At 58.6% G+C, this 19,441-nt stretch carries 18 protein-coding genes; 7 read left to right on the top strand and 11 right to left on the bottom strand.

What is annotated here, in order from left to right; all coding sequences use genetic code 11:
* Positions 1–86 precede the first annotated feature (86 nt).
* Both ONB25_03060 and ONB25_03065 read right to left on the bottom strand, forming a co-directional pair.
* Entirely contained in the window at positions 87–1,448 is a 1,362-nt protein-coding gene (locus ONB25_03060; protein MDZ7391865.1) for a sigma-54 dependent transcriptional regulator, read from the bottom strand.
* Entirely contained in the window at positions 1,441–2,997 is a 1,557-nt protein-coding gene (locus ONB25_03065; GenBank protein ID MDZ7391866.1) for an ATP-binding protein, read from the bottom strand. The genes ONB25_03060 and ONB25_03065 overlap by 8 nt, the downstream gene beginning before the upstream one ends.
* A gap of 497 nt (positions 2,998–3,494) precedes the next feature.
* Between ONB25_03065 and ONB25_03070 the strand changes: the two genes are divergently transcribed.
* The 4 genes from ONB25_03070 (at position 3,495) to ONB25_03085 (ending at position 7,005) form a co-directional block, all read left to right on the top strand.
* Positions 3,495–4,109, top strand: a complete 615-nt coding sequence (locus ONB25_03070; protein MDZ7391867.1) for a DUF4398 domain-containing protein — start codon at positions 3,495–3,497, stop codon at positions 4,107–4,109.
* A gap of 262 nt (positions 4,110–4,371) precedes the next feature.
* Positions 4,372–5,400, top strand: coding sequence for a L,D-transpeptidase family protein (locus ONB25_03075; protein MDZ7391868.1), 1,029 nt, complete (start codon positions 4,372–4,374; stop codon positions 5,398–5,400).
* Between the two features lie 257 nt (positions 5,401–5,657).
* The gene (locus ONB25_03080; GenBank protein MDZ7391869.1) at positions 5,658–6,170 is read left to right on the top strand and encodes a L,D-transpeptidase; all 513 of its coding nucleotides are present in this window, start codon (positions 5,658–5,660) and stop codon (positions 6,168–6,170) included.
* A gap of 247 nt (positions 6,171–6,417) precedes the next feature.
* Positions 6,418–7,005: a hypothetical protein gene (locus tag ONB25_03085; protein ID MDZ7391870.1), complete on the top strand. Its 588-nt coding sequence runs from the start codon at positions 6,418–6,420 to the stop codon at positions 7,003–7,005.
* On the opposite strand, the gene ONB25_03090 is transcribed toward ONB25_03085, so the two are convergent.
* Complete coding sequence (locus ONB25_03090) at positions 6,988–8,028, bottom strand: hypothetical protein (protein ID MDZ7391871.1); 1,041 nt, start codon at positions 8,026–8,028, stop codon at positions 6,988–6,990. The genes ONB25_03085 and ONB25_03090 overlap by 18 nt on opposite strands.
* A 181-nt stretch (positions 8,029–8,209) precedes the next feature.
* On the opposite strand from ONB25_03090, the gene ONB25_03095 reads away from it, so the two are divergent.
* From ONB25_03095 to lptG, 3 genes are read left to right on the top strand one after another with little or no spacing between them, the layout of a single operon-like run.
* Positions 8,210–9,610, top strand: coding sequence for an LptF/LptG family permease (locus ONB25_03095; GenBank protein MDZ7391872.1), 1,401 nt, complete (start codon positions 8,210–8,212; stop codon positions 9,608–9,610).
* Positions 9,607–10,611: a serine protease gene (locus tag ONB25_03100; protein MDZ7391873.1), complete on the top strand. Its 1,005-nt coding sequence runs from the start codon at positions 9,607–9,609 to the stop codon at positions 10,609–10,611. Before ONB25_03095 ends, ONB25_03100 begins: the two co-directional genes overlap by 4 nt.
* A gap of 22 nt (positions 10,612–10,633) precedes the next feature.
* A complete protein-coding gene (gene lptG / locus ONB25_03105; protein ID MDZ7391874.1) occupies positions 10,634–11,710 on the top strand; it encodes an LPS export ABC transporter permease LptG in 1,077 nt (358 codons plus the stop codon).
* Between the two features lie 79 nt (positions 11,711–11,789).
* Here lptG and ONB25_03110 read toward each other — a convergent pair whose 3' ends face one another.
* The 8 genes from ONB25_03110 to ONB25_03145 form a co-directional block, all read right to left on the bottom strand.
* Positions 11,790–12,959 (bottom strand): M28 family metallopeptidase, encoded by a 1,170-nt coding sequence (locus ONB25_03110; GenBank protein MDZ7391875.1) that lies wholly within the window; start codon positions 12,957–12,959, stop codon positions 11,790–11,792.
* 14 nt (positions 12,960–12,973) lie between these two features.
* The gene (locus ONB25_03115; GenBank protein ID MDZ7391876.1) at positions 12,974–13,600 is read right to left on the bottom strand and encodes an isochorismatase family protein; all 627 of its coding nucleotides are present in this window, start codon (positions 13,598–13,600) and stop codon (positions 12,974–12,976) included.
* A 13-nt stretch (positions 13,601–13,613) separates the two neighbouring features.
* Entirely contained in the window at positions 13,614–13,820 is a 207-nt protein-coding gene (locus ONB25_03120; GenBank protein MDZ7391877.1) for a cold shock domain-containing protein, read from the bottom strand.
* 29 nt (positions 13,821–13,849) lie between these two features.
* Positions 13,850–14,653, bottom strand: coding sequence for a carbohydrate ABC transporter permease (locus tag ONB25_03125; GenBank protein ID MDZ7391878.1), 804 nt, complete (start codon positions 14,651–14,653; stop codon positions 13,850–13,852).
* Complete coding sequence (locus ONB25_03130) at positions 14,650–15,546, bottom strand: sugar ABC transporter permease (protein MDZ7391879.1); 897 nt, start codon at positions 15,544–15,546, stop codon at positions 14,650–14,652. Before ONB25_03130 ends, ONB25_03125 begins: the two co-directional genes overlap by 4 nt.
* Positions 15,533–16,894: an extracellular solute-binding protein gene (locus ONB25_03135; GenBank protein ID MDZ7391880.1), complete on the bottom strand. Its 1,362-nt coding sequence runs from the start codon at positions 16,892–16,894 to the stop codon at positions 15,533–15,535. The genes ONB25_03130 and ONB25_03135 overlap by 14 nt, the downstream gene beginning before the upstream one ends.
* 5 nt (positions 16,895–16,899) lie before the next feature.
* Complete coding sequence (locus tag ONB25_03140; GenBank protein MDZ7391881.1) at positions 16,900–17,550, bottom strand: hypothetical protein; 651 nt, start codon at positions 17,548–17,550, stop codon at positions 16,900–16,902.
* A gap of 61 nt (positions 17,551–17,611) precedes the next feature.
* Positions 17,612–19,339, bottom strand: coding sequence for an NAD-dependent malic enzyme (locus tag ONB25_03145; protein MDZ7391882.1), 1,728 nt, complete (start codon positions 19,337–19,339; stop codon positions 17,612–17,614).
* Positions 19,340–19,441: the final 102 nt, after the last annotated feature.

Genomic DNA, 19,441 nt, shown 5'->3' on the forward strand with positions numbered 1-19,441 from the left:
AAAGCTATCAAATTGAGATGATGGAAAACATCGGGGCTTGCGCAGCAAGGCGGGCATCGTTCCTGGGGGCAGGAAGGAGCACCCCGTCACTCTTTCGGCTCCAGGTTATACTCCTTGATCTTCCGATACAGCGTGGCTAGGCCAATCTGGAGCACGCGCGCCGTCTTCTGTTTGTCGAAATTGTGGAATTCGAGGGTCTTCTGGAGGGCGACGCGCTCGATTTCGGCGAATGACATCCCCACCTCCAGGCCCATGTCTCGCTCCGCAGCGTCCGGGCGAGCCGCAAGGGCAGGAAAATGGTACAGGCGGAGCAGGTTTTCCCGGGAAAGCACCACAGCCCTCTCCACCATGTTTTCCAATTCCCGCACATTGCCCCGCCAGGGGTGGCTCATGAGGCGCTTCATCACCTCTGGTTCCACACCCTGAATGTTCTTGCCGTTCAAGTTGTTATACTTTTCGATAAAGTGCTGCACCAAGAAGGGTATATCCTCCTGCCGTTCTCGTAGCGGCGGAACCTCGATTCCGATGACGTTAAGCCGGTAGTAGAGGTCTTCCCGGAATGAACCCTCTTCCACCTTCTTTTCCAGATCGGCATTCGTAGCGGCGATGATGCGAACATCCACCTTGAGGGTGACCGTCCCGCCAAGGCGTTCGAACTCCCCGTCTTGTAAGAAACGGAGCAGCTTCACCTGCATTGGCGGAGTGATCTCTCCGATCTCATCGAGGAACAGCGAGCCGCCCTCGGCCAACTCGATCTTGCCCTTTTTCTGGCGCACCGCGCCAGTGAAGGCTCCTCGCTCATAACCAAAGAGCTCTGCCTCGAGCAGGTTTTCGGGAATGGCGCCGCAGTTGATTTTCACAAACGCTTTGCTGGCCCTGGGGCTGTGGTAGTGAATGGTGGCGGCGATGAGCTCCTTTCCTGTTCCGGTCTCGCCCGTGATGAGCACGGTGCTGCGCGAAGACGCAACCTCTTTGGCCAATTCCACCACCCGCCTGAAACGGGGACTGACGGCGACCAAGCGTGGGGCTGCCTGGGAAAGCTCAAGTTGCTCACGCAAGCGTTCGTTTTCACGGCGCAGGATGATGGTTTCCCCCAGCCGGTCCAAGAGGCGCTGCAGATCGGCCATACGGAAGGGCTTCACCAGGTAATCGTAGGCGCCGCTCCGGATGGAGGCCACTGCCGTTTCCACTGAGCCGTAGGCGGTGATCACAATCACGGCCACTTGAGGACGATGCTCCTGCACATAGTTCACCACCTCCAACCCCGAGCCGTCCCTCAGCTTCAGGTCGGTGACCACGATGTCCACATCTTCGGCTTCCAGGGCCTTTAAGGCGCCAGTCAGGGAAGTGGCCGTCTTGAGCCGGTACCGCTCCGAAGCTAACCCTTTTTCCAGGGCATGGAGCGCATCCACGTCGTCGTCGACAAGCAAAATATGGAGCTCACTCACCCGGTATTTCTCCTTGCTGTACCTGCGGCAAGCTCACCGAAAAGAGAGTCCCGCGCCCCGGCTGCGAGCTGCACGTGATGCGCCCCCCGTGGGCGGCCACGATTTCGCGCGAGACGAACAGGCCCAGCCCCACGCCTCGCCCTTTGGTGGTGAAGAAAGGCTCAAAAACCCTTTTCAGGTGTTCACTTTCGATGCCAGGCCCGTTGTCACGTATTCCTACTACGACCCTTCTCCCCGCCCTCCGTACGGAGATCCAGATGTCGCCAGCGCCGTTGAGCACCTCCAGGGCGTTGGTAAAGATGTTTACAAAGACCCTGCGCAACTGCACCCAGTCGGCCATGACCCAGCAGGACCACGATGGCTGCGTAAAATGCACGCGCACCTTTCGGATTGCCGCCTCATAGGTAGCATCCTGAACCCAGGCGGCGATCTGCCCCACTAACTCCACCGGCACCATATTCAACTCCGCAAGGTGGGTGTAGGCCAAGTAGTGATTTAGGCTGTCGGTGAGTTGCTGAATTTGGCCCTGGATCTTGTGCGCAAGCTCCGACACCTCCGGGCTAAGCCCGTTTGGGCTCTGTGCGAGCAGCCGCTCCAGCAGTTCCACATGCAGTCCGATGTTGTTGAGCGGGTTGCGGATGTCGTGCATCATAGCACTGGTCAGGCGGGAGATGGCGGTGAGGCGATCGATCTGCCGGATGCGCGAGGCAAATCGCACCTGCTCTCCCAACTCTTGAAAGCTGATGATGTAGTACACGTTGCCGATAGAGGGCTGCCTCAGGCGGGCGATGGACACCATCGCTGGCAGGTAGTCCCCCCCTTTCCGATAGATGTGGAGCTGAAGGTTATGGCGCCGGCCGCGTCCGGATTGAATTTCGCGCAGGAACAGCTCGCGCGAACGGCCATGGAAAAGCTCTAGTATGTTCCTTTTGAGGATATCGCCCGGTGCAAAACCGGTAAGGCGAGCCGCCATGGGATTCCAGTGCAGCACGTGCAGATCTGCGTCGCAATCGGCCACCCCCAGCGGATACTCCTTGATGATTTGATAGATGACGTCAAGCTGCCGCTGCAAGTCATTCTTGACAATCTTCAGCTCATTGATGAGCTGCTGATCCTTGGCGCGCAGCTCTTGGTACACTTTGCCCCACCACTCGCTGAGGAAGATGAGGGTGGTATCGAAAGCCCGCTGCAGTAGAGCAAACTGTTCTTCAAAGTCACCACTCAGATCAAGAGTGGTGTTCACCAGAAAGTGGTTGAGCACAATGCGCGCAGCCCCGAGAATAGCCAATTGGGCGTGGAAATTGTGCTTCAGGCGCTGGTTCGACTGGAACTCACGCAGGTAGAACCTGGTGAGTTGATAGCCAGGTCCCTGACGCTGAGCACCCCGCAGGTCACGCTCCAAATAGGTGAAAATGCCCCGAAGTATCTTCGTGTACAGCTCACTGGGCAGGTCCAGATCGGCACCCCACCGGGAGGTGACTAACGTTTCCGTAGCGCTCTCCACCAGGGTGTCTACATGCTCGCGGACGATCTCGTCCAATGTAGGCATAGTCTTCCTCACTGACCTCGTCAAAGCCAGTGAGGCACGTTCCTCCTCCTTTCGCTTAGTAACTGCAACCCACCAAGCCTTTCAATTCTCCTGCATGGCCCGGAGATTTTTGCTTGCCAGGCGGGAACCCTCCACACAGAAAGGCGTTTATCAGTTTGACAGTGTTTGTTCGCCCAAAATGGGCCATGGTTTTCATTTTGATAAGAAACGGTTGCCAAAGGCGGACAAAAACCCTGCGGTGGTCTACCCCTAACCGCTTGACAACGTAAGCAGTTAGCCGACCACATCGCGGACGTGGCACGCTCTTTGTTAGGCTTTCAGCTGTTCAGGTCGCCATCTGCGACGGGGGCAAAGGTACGAAAAAAATTGGCAAAATGCAAAGGGGAAAGTACCTTTGGGGAGGAAAAGCGAGGGCATGTTTTGTATAGAGGGAGATCAGGGGGAAACATCTGGTCTTGGTAATGTGATGTCGAATCAAAGGAAAGGAGTGTTGAGACATGAAGACCCGAATCCTGTTGTCGCTGGTGGCCGCAGTCGCGGTGCTGGGGCTTATTGCCGGTTGTGCTAAGGCCCCCGATCAGGCGCGCATCGACGCAGTGAACGCTGCCCTCAAGGCGGCGCAAGATGCGGAGGCTAACCGGTACGTCCCAGCGCAGTACAACGCCGCTGCGGACTCTCTGAAGGCCGCAATGGCGGAGATCGAGAAGCAGAACTCCAAGTTCGCCCTTTTCCGCAAGTACGCCTTAGCCAACCACCTCTTGCAGGTTGCTGAAGAGAAGGCGAAAGAGGCAGCGGAGGCTGCAGTTGCAAAGAAGGAAGAGGTAAAGAACGAAGCGACCGGCCTGATTCAGCAGGCGACCGACGCAGTGAAAGAGACCAAGAAGCTGCTGGTGAAAGCCCCGCGTGGCAAGGAAGGCCGCCAGGCTTTGGAACTGATCAAGAATGACATCAATGTGGTGGACACCACCATCGCCGAGGCGACCGCTGCCATTGAGAAGGGTGACTACCTGACCGCTCGCGACAAGGCAAAGGCTGCCTTGGATAAGGCCAATGCCCTCACGGCAGAGCTGAAGGAAGTCATCAGCAAGAAGGCTGCACTGACCAGGAAGTAGTTTTGGTGGGCTATTAGTCTAAAGCCTCGTTCCGTTGACCCAGGGGACCCTCGCTTTGCGGAACGAGGCTTTTTTGCGCCCTTACCGGACCGGAAACGCTCCATCGATGATGTGGACTCCTTACACTCAGCGCAACACAACTCCTCAAGGTGCATCGCGGTTAACCCGCTGGCTGCCTGTCTTGGCACTGATTTCGTGTCTTTGCACCCTCGCCACCATATCCATATTATGGTTCACGCGCCCCAGACCACCGGTGGCCTCCTTGGAAAAGGCGAGGGTTGCCTTGGCCGCTGCGAGCACCGCGGAGGCCCAAACTTACGCCCCGCGGCTTTGGGCGCAAGCAGAGCGCTACTGGAATTACACCTTACGCGCTTTCCGCGAACAAAGACGCCAGTGGTTCTTTCTCAGGGACTTTGCCGAAGCCGAACGACTGGCCCAGCAGACTGAGGCATTGGCAATGCGAGCTCGTGAAAGAGCCATCGCAGTGCGAGATTCCCTCACGCTGGTCACAGAGGGGCTGGCCAAAACAGCACAACAACAGATCGAACTTTACCGCACCACTTACCGCGACTTACCGGGCAATACCCAATTTCGGGAGCGCGCAGTACGCAGCGAATTATTGTTGCACGAGGCTCAGCATGCGCGGGCGCGCGGAGATCTCGTTCGCGCTGGGCAAAGGCTGCGCGAGGCCAAAGAGGCAATCGAGGCTGCTGGTAACGGATCCGCCTCGGCCCTCCGTGCCTATTTCGCCAATGTCCCCACCTGGCGACAATGGGCGCAGGAAACCATCTCCTATTCCAACGAGAATCATTGCTCCGTCATAATTATCGACAAATTCGCACACCTTTGCCGAGTGTATCAGAACGGCAAGGTGGCAGCGGAGTTTCCTGTCGAGCTAGGTGCTAACTGGGTGGGGCACAAGCAACGCCGCGGAGACAACGCCACCCCAGAAGGTCATTACCTGGTAACCCGAAAGAAGTCCGGCCGTTCAACCATCTATTACAAGGCCCTCGTGTTGAATTACCCCAACGAAAATGACATGCGCGAATTCAGGGTTAAGAAGGAAAGGGGACTTTTGCCGCCAGGGGCTCAGATCGGGGGCCTGATCGAGATCCACGGCGAAGGAGGAAAAGGATTCGATTGGACCAATGGTTGCGTGGCTCTCACCAATAGGGACATGGATCGGCTCTACAGCATGGTGGATGTGGGAACACGAGTGACTATCGTGGGCTCATTGCGATCGTGGGAAGCTTTCTTCGGGAACCACCAAGGTGTGCTGGGCACAAAATGAAGTAAAAAAAGGCATAACCCAAAAACTCAGAAAAACAGCCGATGTTCGAGAATGCCGAAATAGGGCCTCTGTCTGAGCAGGGTCTCCCGCCAGCGCTTGTGCCAAAAAGAGGCACGGCACACTGGATCTTTACTGCGTGCTTAGGGCTGCTTCTTGGCGCGGTGGTGCTGTTTGTGTCCCCAGTAGCGGAGAGTACGCTCGAACTGCTCACAATGAGGGTCCGGCCAAAACAAACGTCAGCAGCTTCCGGATCATCGGTGAAAGCCCAGCAGCGTCAACTACAGCGCAGCGTGACAGAGCTTCGTCGAAGGTTTAAGCAGCTTACGCCTTCTGGGCACTATCTGATCGTCGATACGGCCAATAACCGCATCTTCGTCAAGGCGGGCGACCGGCTGGTACACGAAGGGATCTGCTCCACCGGCAGCTACGTGATGTTACGTGCCGGAGACCAACGCACGTGGGTCTTCAGGACGCCACGCGGCATGTTCCGGGTCCACAGCAAGCTGGAAGCTCCGGTTTGGCGCAAACCCGACTGGGCCTTTATTGAGGAGGGACGCGAGCCGCCGCCGCCCATGCATCCGGACCGGTTTGAATTCGGCGTGCTCGGCGAATACGCCCTTGCCTTTGGTGATGGCTACCTGGTGCACGGAACCCTCTACAAACGCCTTCTGGGCATGCCCGTCACCCACGGATGTGTGCGCCTTGGGGATGAAGATTTGCGCGTCGTCTACCACAAGTTACAGGAAGGCTCACGGATATTCGTATACTGAGATGCGGCGCCACAGGAGAAACATAGGCCAGGACAGTGACCACCTCCCCAGGGCCGGAGAAAGGCAGGCAGTAAAACCCAGCGTGTTGTTCTGGGTGAGGCTGATAGTCCTGCTTCTGCCGACGCTAGTCGTCTTGGCTCTATTCGTGGTATGGCCGGCGGTGCGAAGCCCACTCCCTCTCGAGAGAACCAGTCCTGCACACCAGAAAACAGGGCCCCAACCAGACCCATCGCTTCTTCCACTTCTTGTGGAAGAAGCATTCCTGAAGAACCGACTAGTCATCGCCAAGACCGACTCCGTGGCCTTGAGTATCGACCTCGTGGACAGCCTGCTGACCCTAGATATCAAGGGGGTACCCGTGCGCGTGTGCAGGATAGAGCGGTACAAGTTGAGCGGCGCGCTGCACAGGGCTCAGCGCTCCCCCCTGCTCGGCGACTGGGTTGCGCGTCCTTTTGTCCTGCAGCGGGAGTATGGCACCATCGCCAAAGCGCCCATCAAGAAGGTGGATGCACCAAAGGATACCATCGAGGCAGAAAAGCTCGCCAACATGACTCCTCCCCCCGACAGCGGCGACGTGGCATTTGTCTTGGACTTTACGCGCAACCTCACTGTCAAAGTCTGTCAGAGCGAACAGCTGTCGGCTGCGGGCCGGTGGCGAAAGCGGACCGTCGAGGCAAACCATCGCCTCAAGGTGCTCCTCACCGACATGGCAGGCCTCTCCCGCAGGCAACCACCGATGGCACCCCTGGTGGTGAGCATCACGATTCCCCGCGCCGACGCCAAAGCTGTGTACCGCGCGCTCCCGCGGCGTGCGCTCTTAGCCTTCCGTCTCTAAGCCTCCCCCTGAGTGGAGATCGTCCTTCCTCGCGTGACCCGCGCTAGTCGCCTGGGCCCTGCTTGAACCGTCCAGGAACTCACGCACATATGCAGCCAAGCGGCTGGCGATGCGATCGACTATCTCATCCGGAACACCGTCCGCGTAACGCGACTGCAGGCGCATGTCGCAGAGCTCGTTCACATAGTCGATCACCACAAACACCCCCTGCCGGTCCAAGGCGATCTCGGTGGAAAAGAAGCGCAAACGGCATATTGCGGCTATCTTCTCGACAATAGCAAAGAGTTGCGCCAGTTGATACCGCTCCACCTCGTCGGGAGTAAGCACCTGGTAGAGGTGAGTGCGGTCATTCCACCACGCGCACTCTGTCAGCCCACAAGCAAAGTAGCCACGGAACCAGAACTGGTGACCATCACGCTCGAGGGGAACCACTTTTTGCTGCAAGAGGTACTTGTCGTAGCGGTGCTCCTGGCGTGCTTCTAGCACATCCTGGAGAGTCTCTGCCCCTTCCACCACGCCAATACCCCCGCCAGTGGTGTTGGCCGGCTTGACCACGAATGGCCGACCAAGGTGAGCCAACTCAGCCACGGACAAGCGCACTTCCTCGGTGGAATCAAATGGTGGCAGGATGATGGTGAAGGGCGTGTGTAGACCATTGGCGATAAACTCCAGATGCATGGTGGCCTTGTCTGAGGCCCAACGCAGCTTTTCAAGCGGTTCAAGCACCTCGCCACCTTGCTCGGCCACTAAGAGTTGCAGGGGGTAAAACTCGTGCGCGGCATCGCTAGCCCGGTCAATAAGAAAACGGATGCGCATTCTTCCTGCGCGCACCAGCTCCACCGTCGCCGCCAGGTTGTTCTTCCAGACGACGAAAGTGCTTAGACCCAGCGCTTTTGCGTGGCGCTCGATCAAACGGACAAAGTCCCAATCGTACTCCCAGTCCAAGGCAAGCGCCAGGTCGTATGTCACCACCTCAGCTTTCGCCGATTCAAACACAGGCTGAAGCTCATAGGTTTGGTTCATAAGGCACCGAGCACTCAGGGTCACTGTCCGACCGATGATTGCCTGTGCAATTTGGCAAAACCAAGGCACTTTATCAAGCAAAAACTTCGGCTATGGCAACCACCTAACCCAGCAAAAATCCTTTGGAAACAGCTGCGGGATTTGGTATATTTTGGCGCAAAGCAAAGGAGCGAGATGGCAGATGCTAATCTTGCCGCGTTATATCGTTCGCGAACACATCGGTCCATTCGTCTTTTCCTTTTTCGTCATCACGCTGTTCTTCCTGCTCAACATCCTTTTTCGGGAGCTCGGCCGTTTGTTGAGCCGCGGCCTCGAGTTCCGGGTGATTGTGGAGTACTTTGCGCTGCACATGGGCTGGATCCTGGCGCTTACCATTCCGATGGCCGTGTTGCCGGCCGTGTTGATGGCGTTCGGACGACTGTCATCGGACAACGAGATTGTCGCCATCAAGGCCAGTGGGGTTAGCCTCTACCGTATCACCGCACCAGTCCTGGTGGCAGCAGGCGCATTGTGTGTGTTCTGCATCTGGTTTGGCAACAGCATCCTCCCGGACATGAACCACCGTGCCAGGCTGCTCACCGGCGACATCGCCCGCAAACGCCCGACGCTTACGCTTGAACCCGGCGTGGTCTTTGAAGTCAGTCCCACATTGCACCTGAGCGCGCGGGCCATCAAGGAGTCAGAAGGATACTCCAAACTCTGGGGCGTAGTCGTCGACGACTACAGCGAGCCGGATGTGACCCAAACAGTATTCGCCGACAGCGGGGAGATCCACGTGGATCGCACGCAAGGCGCTCTTACCCTTGATCTCTACCACGGCAGGATTGAGAAGGTGGACTTTCGCAAGCTAGGGGAGTACGTGCACGTGTACTTTCCGCACCTGCGAGTAACCCCCGAGGTGCCTGGTTTGGTGTTGAGCCGCAGCCAATCGGAATACCGAGGCGACCGCGAAAAGAGCGCCCGCACCATGCTACGGGAAGTGAAACAAAAACGCGAGCTCATCGCTGCCCAAGCGGACAGAATCCGGCAGGCGCTCAGTGCGCCACACGGCGACAAGCTCTCTTCTCTCCTCGGGGGTAAGAAACCCAGTCAGCTGCGGGCACAAGACATTGAGAGAGTACTTCGCACACGGGATCCGGGTACCCGCGAAAAGGGCGACCTACCTGGTCTTTCCCAGATGGAGGTTCGTACCTTGACTGCTATTCGCGACGCCCTCTTGAATATCGAGTCGCTCGAGAGAAGCATCAGCAAACTCATGGTCGAAGTGCACAAGAAGTATTCCATCCCCGTCGCGTGTGTGGTGTTCGTGCTTATTGGCGCTCCCTTGGGGATTATGGCTCATCGCGGGAGTTGGGCAGTGGGCGGGGGTATTAGCCTCTTTTTCTTTCTGTTGTACTGGGCGCTCCTCATTGGCGGCGAAGAGCTAGCCGACAGGCGCATTATTAGTCCCTTCTGGGCCATGTGGTCGGCGGACATCCTGGTGGGAGCGGCTGGTATTGCGCTGCTGATGCGCTCAGCGCGAGAAACAATACTCATCGACTTTGCTAAGTTGCGGACCATATTCAAAAAGGGGGCCTCATGAACCGCCAGTTCATGCGTGCCTTTCGTATGCTGCTGCTCTGTGCCACCGTAGCCTCCTGCGCACGCGTCGCGCCCACCACCATCGGGGTCCAAACAAACGAAGAGGGGCGCGTTCGACGATTGGCGGAGCTCGAATTGTCCGTGGTAAAAATCACCTCCTCCGCCTACTACCGCACTTGGTACTATCCCCGACCGTCGTCGTTCCGGCTGCCGGCAGCTACGGCGCCGCCTCCTGCCGAGCAAAAGCTTACCAGTAACTCAGTCGCAGGCACAGGGGTAGTGCTTCTGCAGAATCAACGCGAGATGGTGGTGCTCACCTGCAATCACGTGCTGGACTTTGCCGACACCATCCGCCACTACTACTTGGACGAGAACAAGCGTCCCACCAACCATCTCCGCGCGCTCTCAGTGAGGTACCGTCAGGATGTCTTCATCTTTCACCGGAGCGGCGAATGGACAGTCGGCGAGTTAATTGCGAACGACCGGGAAAATGACATCGCGCTCCTGAAGACGTCGAGGTCAGAGCAGCATTTGGCCGAGGCACCCCTGCCGTGCCCCTTTGGGGATGCTGGAAGTCTAAAGCTGGGGCAGGAAGTGTACGTGCTGGGTTTCCCCAAAGGGTTTTTCGCCGTCACCCGTGGCCTGGTGAGTCCCTCGCGCGGCAAGGGGAGGTTCATGTTGGACATCGCCTTCAATCGCGGCTACTCCGGAGGCGTAGTGGTGCGTTTGGACGGCGCCAAGAGAGCCATGGAATACGTGGGGATGGCCACCTCAGCGGCCTACGATTCTCAGTATTTGCTGGTGCCGGCTGCGGAGACAGTGCCGCCTGCCTCAGAGTCTGACGTTCCCTATGTGGGGGATGTGTTCGTGGAGGAGCTCAAGCTGATCAACTACGGCATCACATTTGTCGTGACAAGCAACGTGGTGGGCGACTTCCTGCGCACCCACGAGGAACGGCTCCAGCGCATGGGCTTCCCATTGACATCGCTTTTCCGCGGATAATGGCATACGCCGAAGGATCAAGGTGCGCATCCTCGACCGCTACATAGCCCGCCGCTTTCTGAGCAACCTGGCCTTCGCCCTGGTTGCCTTCGCCCTCATTTTCATCATCGTAGACTTGGTGGAACAGCTGGACGCTTTTCTGGACCGCAACGTCCCTTGGTCCATTGTGGCAAAGTACTATCTGCTCTACCTGCCTTTCATCGTGGTGATGAGCCTGCCGGTGGCCGTGCTTTTGGCCAGTCTGTTCTGCATGGGCACGTTAGCCAAGCACAACGAGCTCGTGGCAATGAAGGCCAACGGGATCTCCCTGTACCGCCTTCTACTGCCCATGGTGGTACTGGGCATAGTGGTGAGCCTGGCGGATCTATTCGTAGGCGAGGTGGTGGCGCCGGCCGCGAACCGGCGCAAGCGCGAAATAAAGCTCGATTACATCGAAAAGCACGACTTTAATGTGCGACGGCGGATGACCAACCTCATCGTGCGCGACCGCGCCGACCGCCGCCTGCTGATTCGCTACTATGACTCCAAGCAACGCATTGCCTACCGGGTGACCATCCAGGAGTACCAGGGTTCGACACTCAGGCGGCGCCTGGACGCACCCCTGATGCGCTGGACAGGTGGGTGCTGGCGCATGGAAAATGGCTACGAGAGGGAATTCTCCGCACTTGGAGAACACGCCCTCGCCTTCACCACCCGCGACGTAGTCGATCTCAAGCTGATGCCCGAGGAGCTCGCACGCATCCAGCTGGAACCTGAGGAAATGTCCTATGGCGAACTGCGGCGGTTCATCGACGAAGTGCGACGCAACGGTGGGAAACCACACCGTTGGCTGGTGGATCTGCACCTCAAGCTGGCCTTCCCATTTAGCAACCTCATCATTCTGCTTATCGGCGCGGCATTGGCCTCGAGCAAGCGACGAAGCGGCGTTACCATTGGGTTCGGCTTCAGCCTGGTCATCTGCTTCCTCTACTTCGGCCTGATGAAGATGGGGCAATCCTTGGGGCATACCGGCACGCTCCCACCGGCTCTGGCCGCCTGGTTAGGCAACATGGTCTTTTTGCTCGTGAGTATTGTGCTGGTGGCTCGCACCCGTACGTAGGCACGGCCCAAGGGACTTGGGCCAAAAATGGAGCGTGGTGGGCCTGCAGGCTCCGCTCGATTGGACCGGCTTGGCCGTGTCAAGACAGAGGGGACTTGGGCGCTACGGCATCCAGACGGCGCAAGAGCTCTAAAGCATAGCGTGAGGCCAATTCTGGGACGCGGAAATCCACGTTGTCCAATGTATCGGTGGGCCAATGCCAATGGGGCAATAGGCCCTCGGCATCCGTAGCCAGTAACAGCAGAGTGGGGTACCCTTTGCGCGCCGGTACCAGGGCGTCGGTTTGGGCGAGTCGATAGAACCAGGGGGTGACTTCCCGAAATGGTTCCCGCGAGGCAACCTCACGCGCAAGCTCCACCAGGGGACCGCGAAACCGACAGAGATCCAACATCCCTTCTCCCACGCAGTAGTGGAGCTGTCCGCTGCCCAGAGAATCGAACACGAGAAAGTGGGTCCTGGTGGGCGGGAGTTCATGCGCATGACGGCGAACAAAATCTCGCATGCCCAGCAGGCCGGTTTCCTCGCTCCCAGTTGCAAGCACCCACACTTGGTAGTTGTGCAGGGGCTCCTTCTTGAGCGTTGCGGCCAGGTCCAGGAGAACCCCCACACCGGTGGCGTTGTCTGCTGCCCCTTGCACCAACGGCGCGGCAAGACCGGCGTGAAGCAGGACGAGAATATTCCCCACCACGTAAAGTAGACCCAGACCGAGAAGCACATCCACCACTACCCAGCGCACCCCTAAGGCTCGCGCCAGAAGCAGCAGCACAATAAGGCTAAGAACCCCTGCCCCCAACAAGAAGTTCAGGCGGAAGTTTCGCACTTGCCTGGGATGCCAAAGGAACCCCGAGCGCGCGGTGTCATAGTGAGCACTCAGGACAACGTGCCCAGAAGCCGCCGGGTTTTCTATCTTCCCCAGGACATTGTGGGAGGTGGCACGGGAGAAGAGGTAAGCCAACGGCTTGAAGCGAACGGAAAAGTGCCCCCAGAACAGGAGCAGACCCGCGATGGCAACAATCAGCGCAGGCACTGGCCACCACCACGAAAGAACGACGCCCGCCGCGGGTAGGGCGACAATGGTCACCAATTCCCACGTCATCCGCGCTTGGGAGCGAAAGGGTTCCATCCACGCACGAATTCCCAAGGCGCGCAGCGTGGTGAGCAGATGCTCAGCAGCCCGCTTCTCGTTTGCGCTACAGCTGGCCCTGTGGCTAAAACTACATAGCTCGGCAATGAAGCGACGGATGCGCATACGACCCTCTTCCCTCAGGTAATGCCCGCGCCGCCTGCGCCCTGCCCCCCTAAGGCCCCTACCGCCTCATCGCAGGTGAGCAGATAGGCAAAGCCATAAGCCAAATTGCGGAGAGTGGCGTGATGGTACCCTTCGCCTTCTGTGGCCGTGCCATCCGCTAGGAAAAAGACACGGAAGTCGCGCACAAAGGCCTCACGCGCAGTCGTCTCACAGCAGAGGTTGCTCATGACACCAGCGATGAGCAGGTCACGGATGCGCAGATGCCGTAGCGTCCGCGCCAGGGACGTGCGGTAAAATGCACTATAGCGGGACTTGGCAACAACCAGCTCATCCGGCAGAGGGGCCACTTCCGGCAAGATCTCCCATTCAGGCGTCCCCTTGATGATGAGCTCGCCCCACCATTGGCTCAACATGCCGCCATCATGCACAGGGTCGGTGTGGCCGTGTTGCGTGTAGATGACCGGCACCGAGGCGGTGCGACAGGCGTCAATCACAGTGCGGACCTTGGGGATGATTGGCGCGGCCACCGCCCGGAACTCTTCCTGCATGTCGATGACCAAAAGCGCCGCCCTGTCCGCCCGGGGCAGGACGGGAAACGCGCCTGCCTCTGGCACTGCACGGAGCAATTCCTCCCTGGTCACGTGCTCGGTGTCCCTACCCAATGACGCGGACGTTGATAGCCCGGTCACCCTTCACTTCGCGCCGGACATCGAAAGCCACCCGCTGACCTTCCTCCAACCCTCCCGACCGCACACGCGGATCCAGGTCATTCACATGCACGAAAAAGTCTTCATCGTCATCCGAGACGATGAAGCCAAAGCCCCGGATCGGATCCCACTTTTTCACTGTTCCGTACTTCATTGCACCTATTCCTCAGGGTTACCCTGGGTTCACTTCAACTGCTGGCCCACGACGCCAGCGACGAACCACTTCTGAAAGAAGAAAAAGAGGGTCACCGGCGGCAGCAACGCGATCATTCCTGCCGCCGAGAGGCCACCCCAGTACGTCCCCCAGCTCCCCAAGAAGGAGAGGATGCCTTGAGGCAGCACCCGCAAATGCTGCGAAGAAGTGAGGGCAAACGCGTAAAGGTAGTTGTTCCACGAGTTGATAAAGACAAACACCGCCACCGCAACCATCCCTGGGGCAGCCATGGGAATGGCAACCCGGAACAACAGTCCCAGGCGCGAGCACCCGTCCAGCATCGCGGCCTCTTCTGTTTCCACCGGATTGGCAGCAATAAAGTTCCTCAGCATCCACACGGTGAACGGAAGATTGAACACCACATTGGCCATGACGACCGCCGCCAGGGTGTTGTAAAGGCCGAGGACGTTGAAGTACGCGATGAGCGGCACCAGCACCGCAACCGGGGGCAAAAGTGGCAGCACCATCAGCACCACGCCAATCCCTTGTCCCCGGAAGCGGAAGCGCGCCAGGGCATAACCACCAAGGAGCGAGGCGACCAGCGTGATGGCGATCGACCCTGCCGAGACCACCAGGCTATTACGCAGGTAAACAAAAAACTCCGGGCGCACCAAGAGCTGCCGATAGTGCTCCAAGGTCCACGTACGCGGCACAAACTGATAGTCCAGGCGACCGGCGAAAGAGGTGCGCAGTCCCCACAAGAAAGGAAACAGTGTCACCACGAGGACCACCACGGCTCCACCCCAGAAAAGGACGTCGCGCCGGCAACTCATTGCAAGTCCCTCGCTCCGCCGGTCAAGCGCAGATAGGCGAACATGAATAACACCCCGAGGACAACCAGGATGACCCCTATGGTCGCGCCGGTGTTGAGGTCAAAATTGATGAACGACATTTTGAATAGCCGCACCGCGGCAACCTCAGTGCTGTACCCTGGCCCTCCCTCGGTCATGGCATACACGGTCTCCGCATCCTGCAAGGTCCACATCGTGATGACTACCAACACCACGCCCAGGTGCACCTTGGTGAGTGGCAAGGTCAGGTAGCGGAACTGCGTCCATCGGCCCCCACCATCAACCTTGGCTGCTTCGTAAAGCTCTTGCGGAATGCTGGCAATACCCGCCGCGAGAAAGAGCATCATGAAGGGGAAGGATCGCCAGAAGCTGTGCAAAATGATGGTGCCCATGGCCAAAGGAGGTTCGGTCAGGATGACGTGGGGCCGGCCGCTCACCTTCTCTACAAGCCAGCTCAGCGGGCCGAACGTCGGGTCCACCAACGAACGAAATAGCAGGGCACTGACCACCGGAGCCACGATCCACGGTAAAAGGTAGATGCCCCGCAGCACGCGTGCGGCACGCACCGGCCTGGTGATGAGCAGGGCCGCGGCGTAGGCAAAAGGAAGAGACAAACTCAGATTGCCGAGCACGTAGAAAAGCGAAAGGGTAACATTAGAACGGAATCTGGTCTCCCCCAGAAGCAAACGGTAGTTGGCTGCTCCCACGAAACTCCTGGTGCCATCGAGCGCCGTCCTGAACATGCTCAGGAAGGCCCCCGAAAGTACCGGCGACACCATGAACGCCCCCAAAAGGAGCACAGTGGGGGCAAGCAGCACGTAGGGCAGCAGCTGTCGTCGCCGCGCCCGAGGCACGGGGGGGCTAAAGCCCGGCATAGCGGGCGTTGTACTCGTTTTCAAAGCGCGCCAGTGTCTCTGCAACAGGGGCATGTTTGACCAATATCTCCTGCAAAGCCGCCGCTACCGTGTTGGCCAGTTCGTCATAATAGGCCGTGTACGGCATCGAGGCACCGTGTTGGACTGCATTGAACCATACTTGATAGAATCGGGTCTGGTACTCGGGACGCCGCCATGCCGAGAGGCGAGTCGGGAGGCCTGCATCCGGGAAAGAGAGCAACGTCTCTGGTCGCACGAGGTAGTGCAAGAGTTTTGCGCTCAGCTCAGGGTTCTTGGACAACGTGTGAATGGAGACTGTCCAAGCGTTGGTGAACTGAGCTTTGGTGCGAGTCGGGGTCTCAAAGATGTCCACGACCGTCGTCTGTGCCTCCGGAGTCGGTGGAAATACACCGCTGACCCACCCCTTGTCCTCCAAGGCCTGAATCCAGTAGCTACCCCAGCCCCAAGCCATAGCGAATTTCCCTTGAAAAAATCCGCCAAGGAGCACGTCGTCGTAAGCGCCGCTGGCCACCCATGTCGGGGTGACCTTGTGGACGTGGACTAAGTCGGCAAGGAATTGAGCCGCACGCACGCCAGCACTGTCGGCGAACACGGCTTTCTTGCTCTGTTCGTCCCAGAGCACACCTCCAAAATGCCATACCAACGGCGCAAAGTAGATCTCGATGGTAGCACGCGATGGGCCGAAGTACATCCCCAGGCCCCATTGGTCCACGGTGCCGTCTCCGTCTCGGTCGCGCGTGAGCAGCCTCGCGAATGCCACGAGCTCCTCCAGAGTCTTGGGGGGGCAGTCGGGGTCAAGTCCCACTTCCTGGAAAAGATCCCGCCGGTATACCACCACGCGCGTGTGCGCACCCAGGGAAACGGCGATCCGCTTCCCCTCGCGCTCCCCCACATTCCACACGGGGTTCCAGGAAAAATCGGCGATCTCCTCTGCGCTCCAGCCCAAGTAAGGGGTCAAATCAAGCAAATCGCCAACCGCTGTATGCTTGGCCAAGAGCTGGGGGGAGCTCCACACCACGTCGTGGGCGATCTTGGCCCTGTAGTCGGCCATGCACTTGGTGTCGATTTGATCCCACTTCATCTGCTCCAGCTCGACTTTGACCCCCGGATGGTCCCGCTCAAAGTCGGCCACGACGCCGTACAGCCAGTCCGTGTTGGCTTTCCCGGAGGCACCACCCATCGGGTCATAGATATGGGCCAGTTTGACGATGGTGGCTTCCGGCCTCTTCTGGCACGCAAAGCCAACAGAGAGGCAGAGGAGCACTAAAGAAGTGCGCCGGATGACCCGCCGCAACCTCATTGCCGCCTTGGCCAGCAAGTTTGCCATTCCTGCTACAGCAGAGCTTTCAGCGCGGGCACCCAGGCGCTCTGTGGATGTTTGTTGATAAAATACTCAGGCGGCTTGGGAAAACTGATGACCTGCCCAGTGGGGCTGCGGAACTCGGGCACCTCGGCACTCGCCTCGTGTTCCACATGCCGCGTACGGTCAGTGGCCCGGTCAATGATGAAGCGGTTGGTGAGCATGTTCACCACCCGCCCCTTTGGCTCAAAGGCAAAGTAGTCGCCATCAAAGAGGATGATGGTCTTGGAAGAAGGCTGCAACATGTAAGTGCTGCCGGAAAAACGCAGGGGGTTGCTGATGGTCAGCAGGTCGCCAGTGGACAGGGTAAACCTGATACCCTTGAGCGCATATCTCCCAGGCGGCACGTTGGCGAGGGCGAAGTAGCCGTTCTCATCGGTCTGGGTCCAGTATCCCTTGATCTGCTCTTTGCCCCCCTCGGTCACCTTTCCCATGATTGCCACCTCGATGCTGGGGCGATAGACTTCGAAGCGCTCGTTATAGTAGTTGTTGACCACGAAGGCCGCACCCACAATAAGCACGGTGTTGTCCGAGGAAGGCTCCACCAGCCCCTGATACGCGGTGCCGCACTGGAGGGCTAGTGCGGCCAGGGCAACCAACGGGATGGTGCAAACGCGCATCATACACCTCCTTTCGCTCTGCTTCGACGACTGCCAGGACTTCGAACCAGGGTGACCAGGAGCTTCAGAGCACCGGCTCCGGTCGCACGTACCGGTAAGGCAGGTACTTCGGTTCCCACATGGCGGCGGTGATGATGCGCAGCATGTGGTCATCGTCGGTGCGCATGCCCAAACCTGAGTCGCGCGCCACCTTGGCCACTGCCCACGCCACCAATGCTGACACCTGCCTGATGTCGGCAATTGACGGTAGCATCTGCCCGGCTCGCAACTGCTCCGGCGTAAGCATGTCTGCCAACGCGCGGGAGGCAGCCATGAACATTTGGTCCGTCACCTTCGGCGTCCCGGACACCAAGGCCCCCAGTCCCATTCCTGGAAACACGTACAGGTTGTTGCACTGCGAGACCACCCGCTTGCCGCCGTTGACTTGGACCGGTGGGAACGGGCTCCCCGTCGCACATAAGCACCTGCCTTCGGTCATCTTGAAGGCAAACTCCGCCGTGCATTCCGACTTGGTCGTGGGGTTGGAAAGCGGCATGATCACCGGCACAGGGCAATTGGCGGCCATCTGGCGCAGCACCGCCTCGTCAAAGACGCCCGCTTGCCCTGTCACCCCGATGAGCACCGTGGCCTTGGCATTGCGTACCGTGTCCAGGAGGCCAATACGGTTGGGGTCAGTCAGCTCCCAATTGGCAATGGCCGCCCGGGGCTTGACCCACGGCCTCTGCTCTTCGCTCACCTCCATGCCCTCCACCAGCAGGCCATCTTTGTCCAGACCGAAAATGCGTGCCCTGGCCTCCGCCTCGCTCAGCCCCTCCTCAAGCAAACCCGTGTAGATTTGCCGAGCGATGCCAATGCCCGCTTGACCCTGCCCCATGATGACAAAGCGTTGGTCGCTGAGGCGCTCGTTCTTGATGCGCATCGCCGCAAGCAGGGCCGCCACCGTTACTGCCCCCGTACCCTGAATGTCATCGTCAAACGAGCAGATACGCTCGCGATAACGCTCCAGCAGCCGAAACGCGTTGTGCTTGCCAAAGTCTTCCCACTGCACCAGGGCATTGGGGAAGGTCCGACGCACGCCCATCACAAACTGCTCGATGACATAGTCGTACTTTTCACCGGTGAGCCGCTTCTGCCTGAGGCCGATGTACAGCGGATCGCGCAAGGCATCTTCGTTGTTGGTCCCCACGTCGATGAGCACGGGCAGACAGAAGGCCGGATGCAGACCAGCAGCCGCCACATAGAGGCTGCTCTTGCCGATGGGGATGCCCATACCGCCCGCCCCTTGATCGCCCAAGCCGAGAATGCGCTCGCCATCGGTGACCACTATCAACGACACGTTCGCAAAAGGGACATTTGCCAACACCTTGTCGATCTTGTGCACGTTGTTCGCCGAGACGTACAAACCGCGCGGTCGGCGAAAGATATGGCTGAAATGCAGGCAAGCTTCGCCCACCGTGGGGGTGTAGACGATGGGGAGCATCTCCTCAAGATGATCCAGCAGTAGGCGGTAGAAGAGCGTCTCATTGCGGTCCTGCAGGGAGATCAGATAGATGTACTTCTCCAAATTGGTCGGTTTGGCGGAAAAGCTCTCGTAAGCACGTGTGCACTGCAGCTCAAGAGTGGCTACCAGCTCCGGGAGTAGCCCCACCAGGTCCAAAGCCTCTCGTTCTTCGTTGGTAAAGGCCGTCCCCTTGTTGTACATCGGGTGTTCAACAAGCCGATGGCCTTTGAACGGCACCGCCACGTACTCTTCGCCGGTAAAGGGATCCCTTTGTCTCACATACCTCAGCATTTGTCCTCCAAGCGCATGCCCTGTGCTGGCAACGGAGTCCGAGTGAACGATTGCACTTCATAAGATAGGCAAATAATCGTCAATGTCAAGCCAAAAGTAGGG

This window comes from candidate division KSB1 bacterium, assembly GCA_034506335.1.
Classification (GTDB): Bacteria; Zhuqueibacterota; Zhuqueibacteria; order JANLFK01; family Oleimicrobiaceae; genus Oleimicrobium.

Bases quoted from the DNA above. Each gene is read 5' to 3' on its own strand.
- ONB25_03065 (MDZ7391866.1), bottom strand. From the start codon at position 2,997: ATGCCTACATTGGACGAGATCGTCCGCGAGCATGTAGACACCCTGGTG.
- ONB25_03095 (MDZ7391872.1), top strand. From the start codon at position 8,210: ATGCTAATCTTGCCGCGTTATATCGTTCGCGAACACATCGGTCCATTC.
- ONB25_03125 (MDZ7391878.1), bottom strand. From the start codon at position 14,653: ATGAGTTGCCGGCGCGACGTCCTTTTCTGGGGTGGAGCCGTGGTGGTC.
- ONB25_03145 (MDZ7391882.1), bottom strand. From the start codon at position 19,339: ATGCTGAGGTATGTGAGACAAAGGGATCCCTTTACCGGCGAAGAGTAC.
- ONB25_03130 (MDZ7391879.1), bottom strand. From the start codon at position 15,546: ATGCCGGGCTTTAGCCCCCCCGTGCCTCGGGCGCGGCGACGACAGCTG.
- ONB25_03110 (MDZ7391875.1), bottom strand. From the start codon at position 12,959: ATGCGCATCCGTCGCTTCATTGCCGAGCTATGTAGTTTTAGCCACAGG.
- ONB25_03090 (MDZ7391871.1), bottom strand. From the start codon at position 8,028: ATGAACCAAACCTATGAGCTTCAGCCTGTGTTTGAATCGGCGAAAGCT.
- ONB25_03140 (MDZ7391881.1), bottom strand. From the start codon at position 17,550: ATGATGCGCGTTTGCACCATCCCGTTGGTTGCCCTGGCCGCACTAGCC.
- ONB25_03100 (MDZ7391873.1), top strand. From the start codon at position 9,607: ATGAACCGCCAGTTCATGCGTGCCTTTCGTATGCTGCTGCTCTGTGCC.
- ONB25_03120 (MDZ7391877.1), bottom strand. From the start codon at position 13,820: ATGAAGTACGGAACAGTGAAAAAGTGGGATCCGATCCGGGGCTTTGGC.
- ONB25_03070 (MDZ7391867.1), top strand. From the start codon at position 3,495: ATGAAGACCCGAATCCTGTTGTCGCTGGTGGCCGCAGTCGCGGTGCTG.
- ONB25_03135 (MDZ7391880.1), bottom strand. From the start codon at position 16,894: ATGGCAAACTTGCTGGCCAAGGCGGCAATGAGGTTGCGGCGGGTCATC.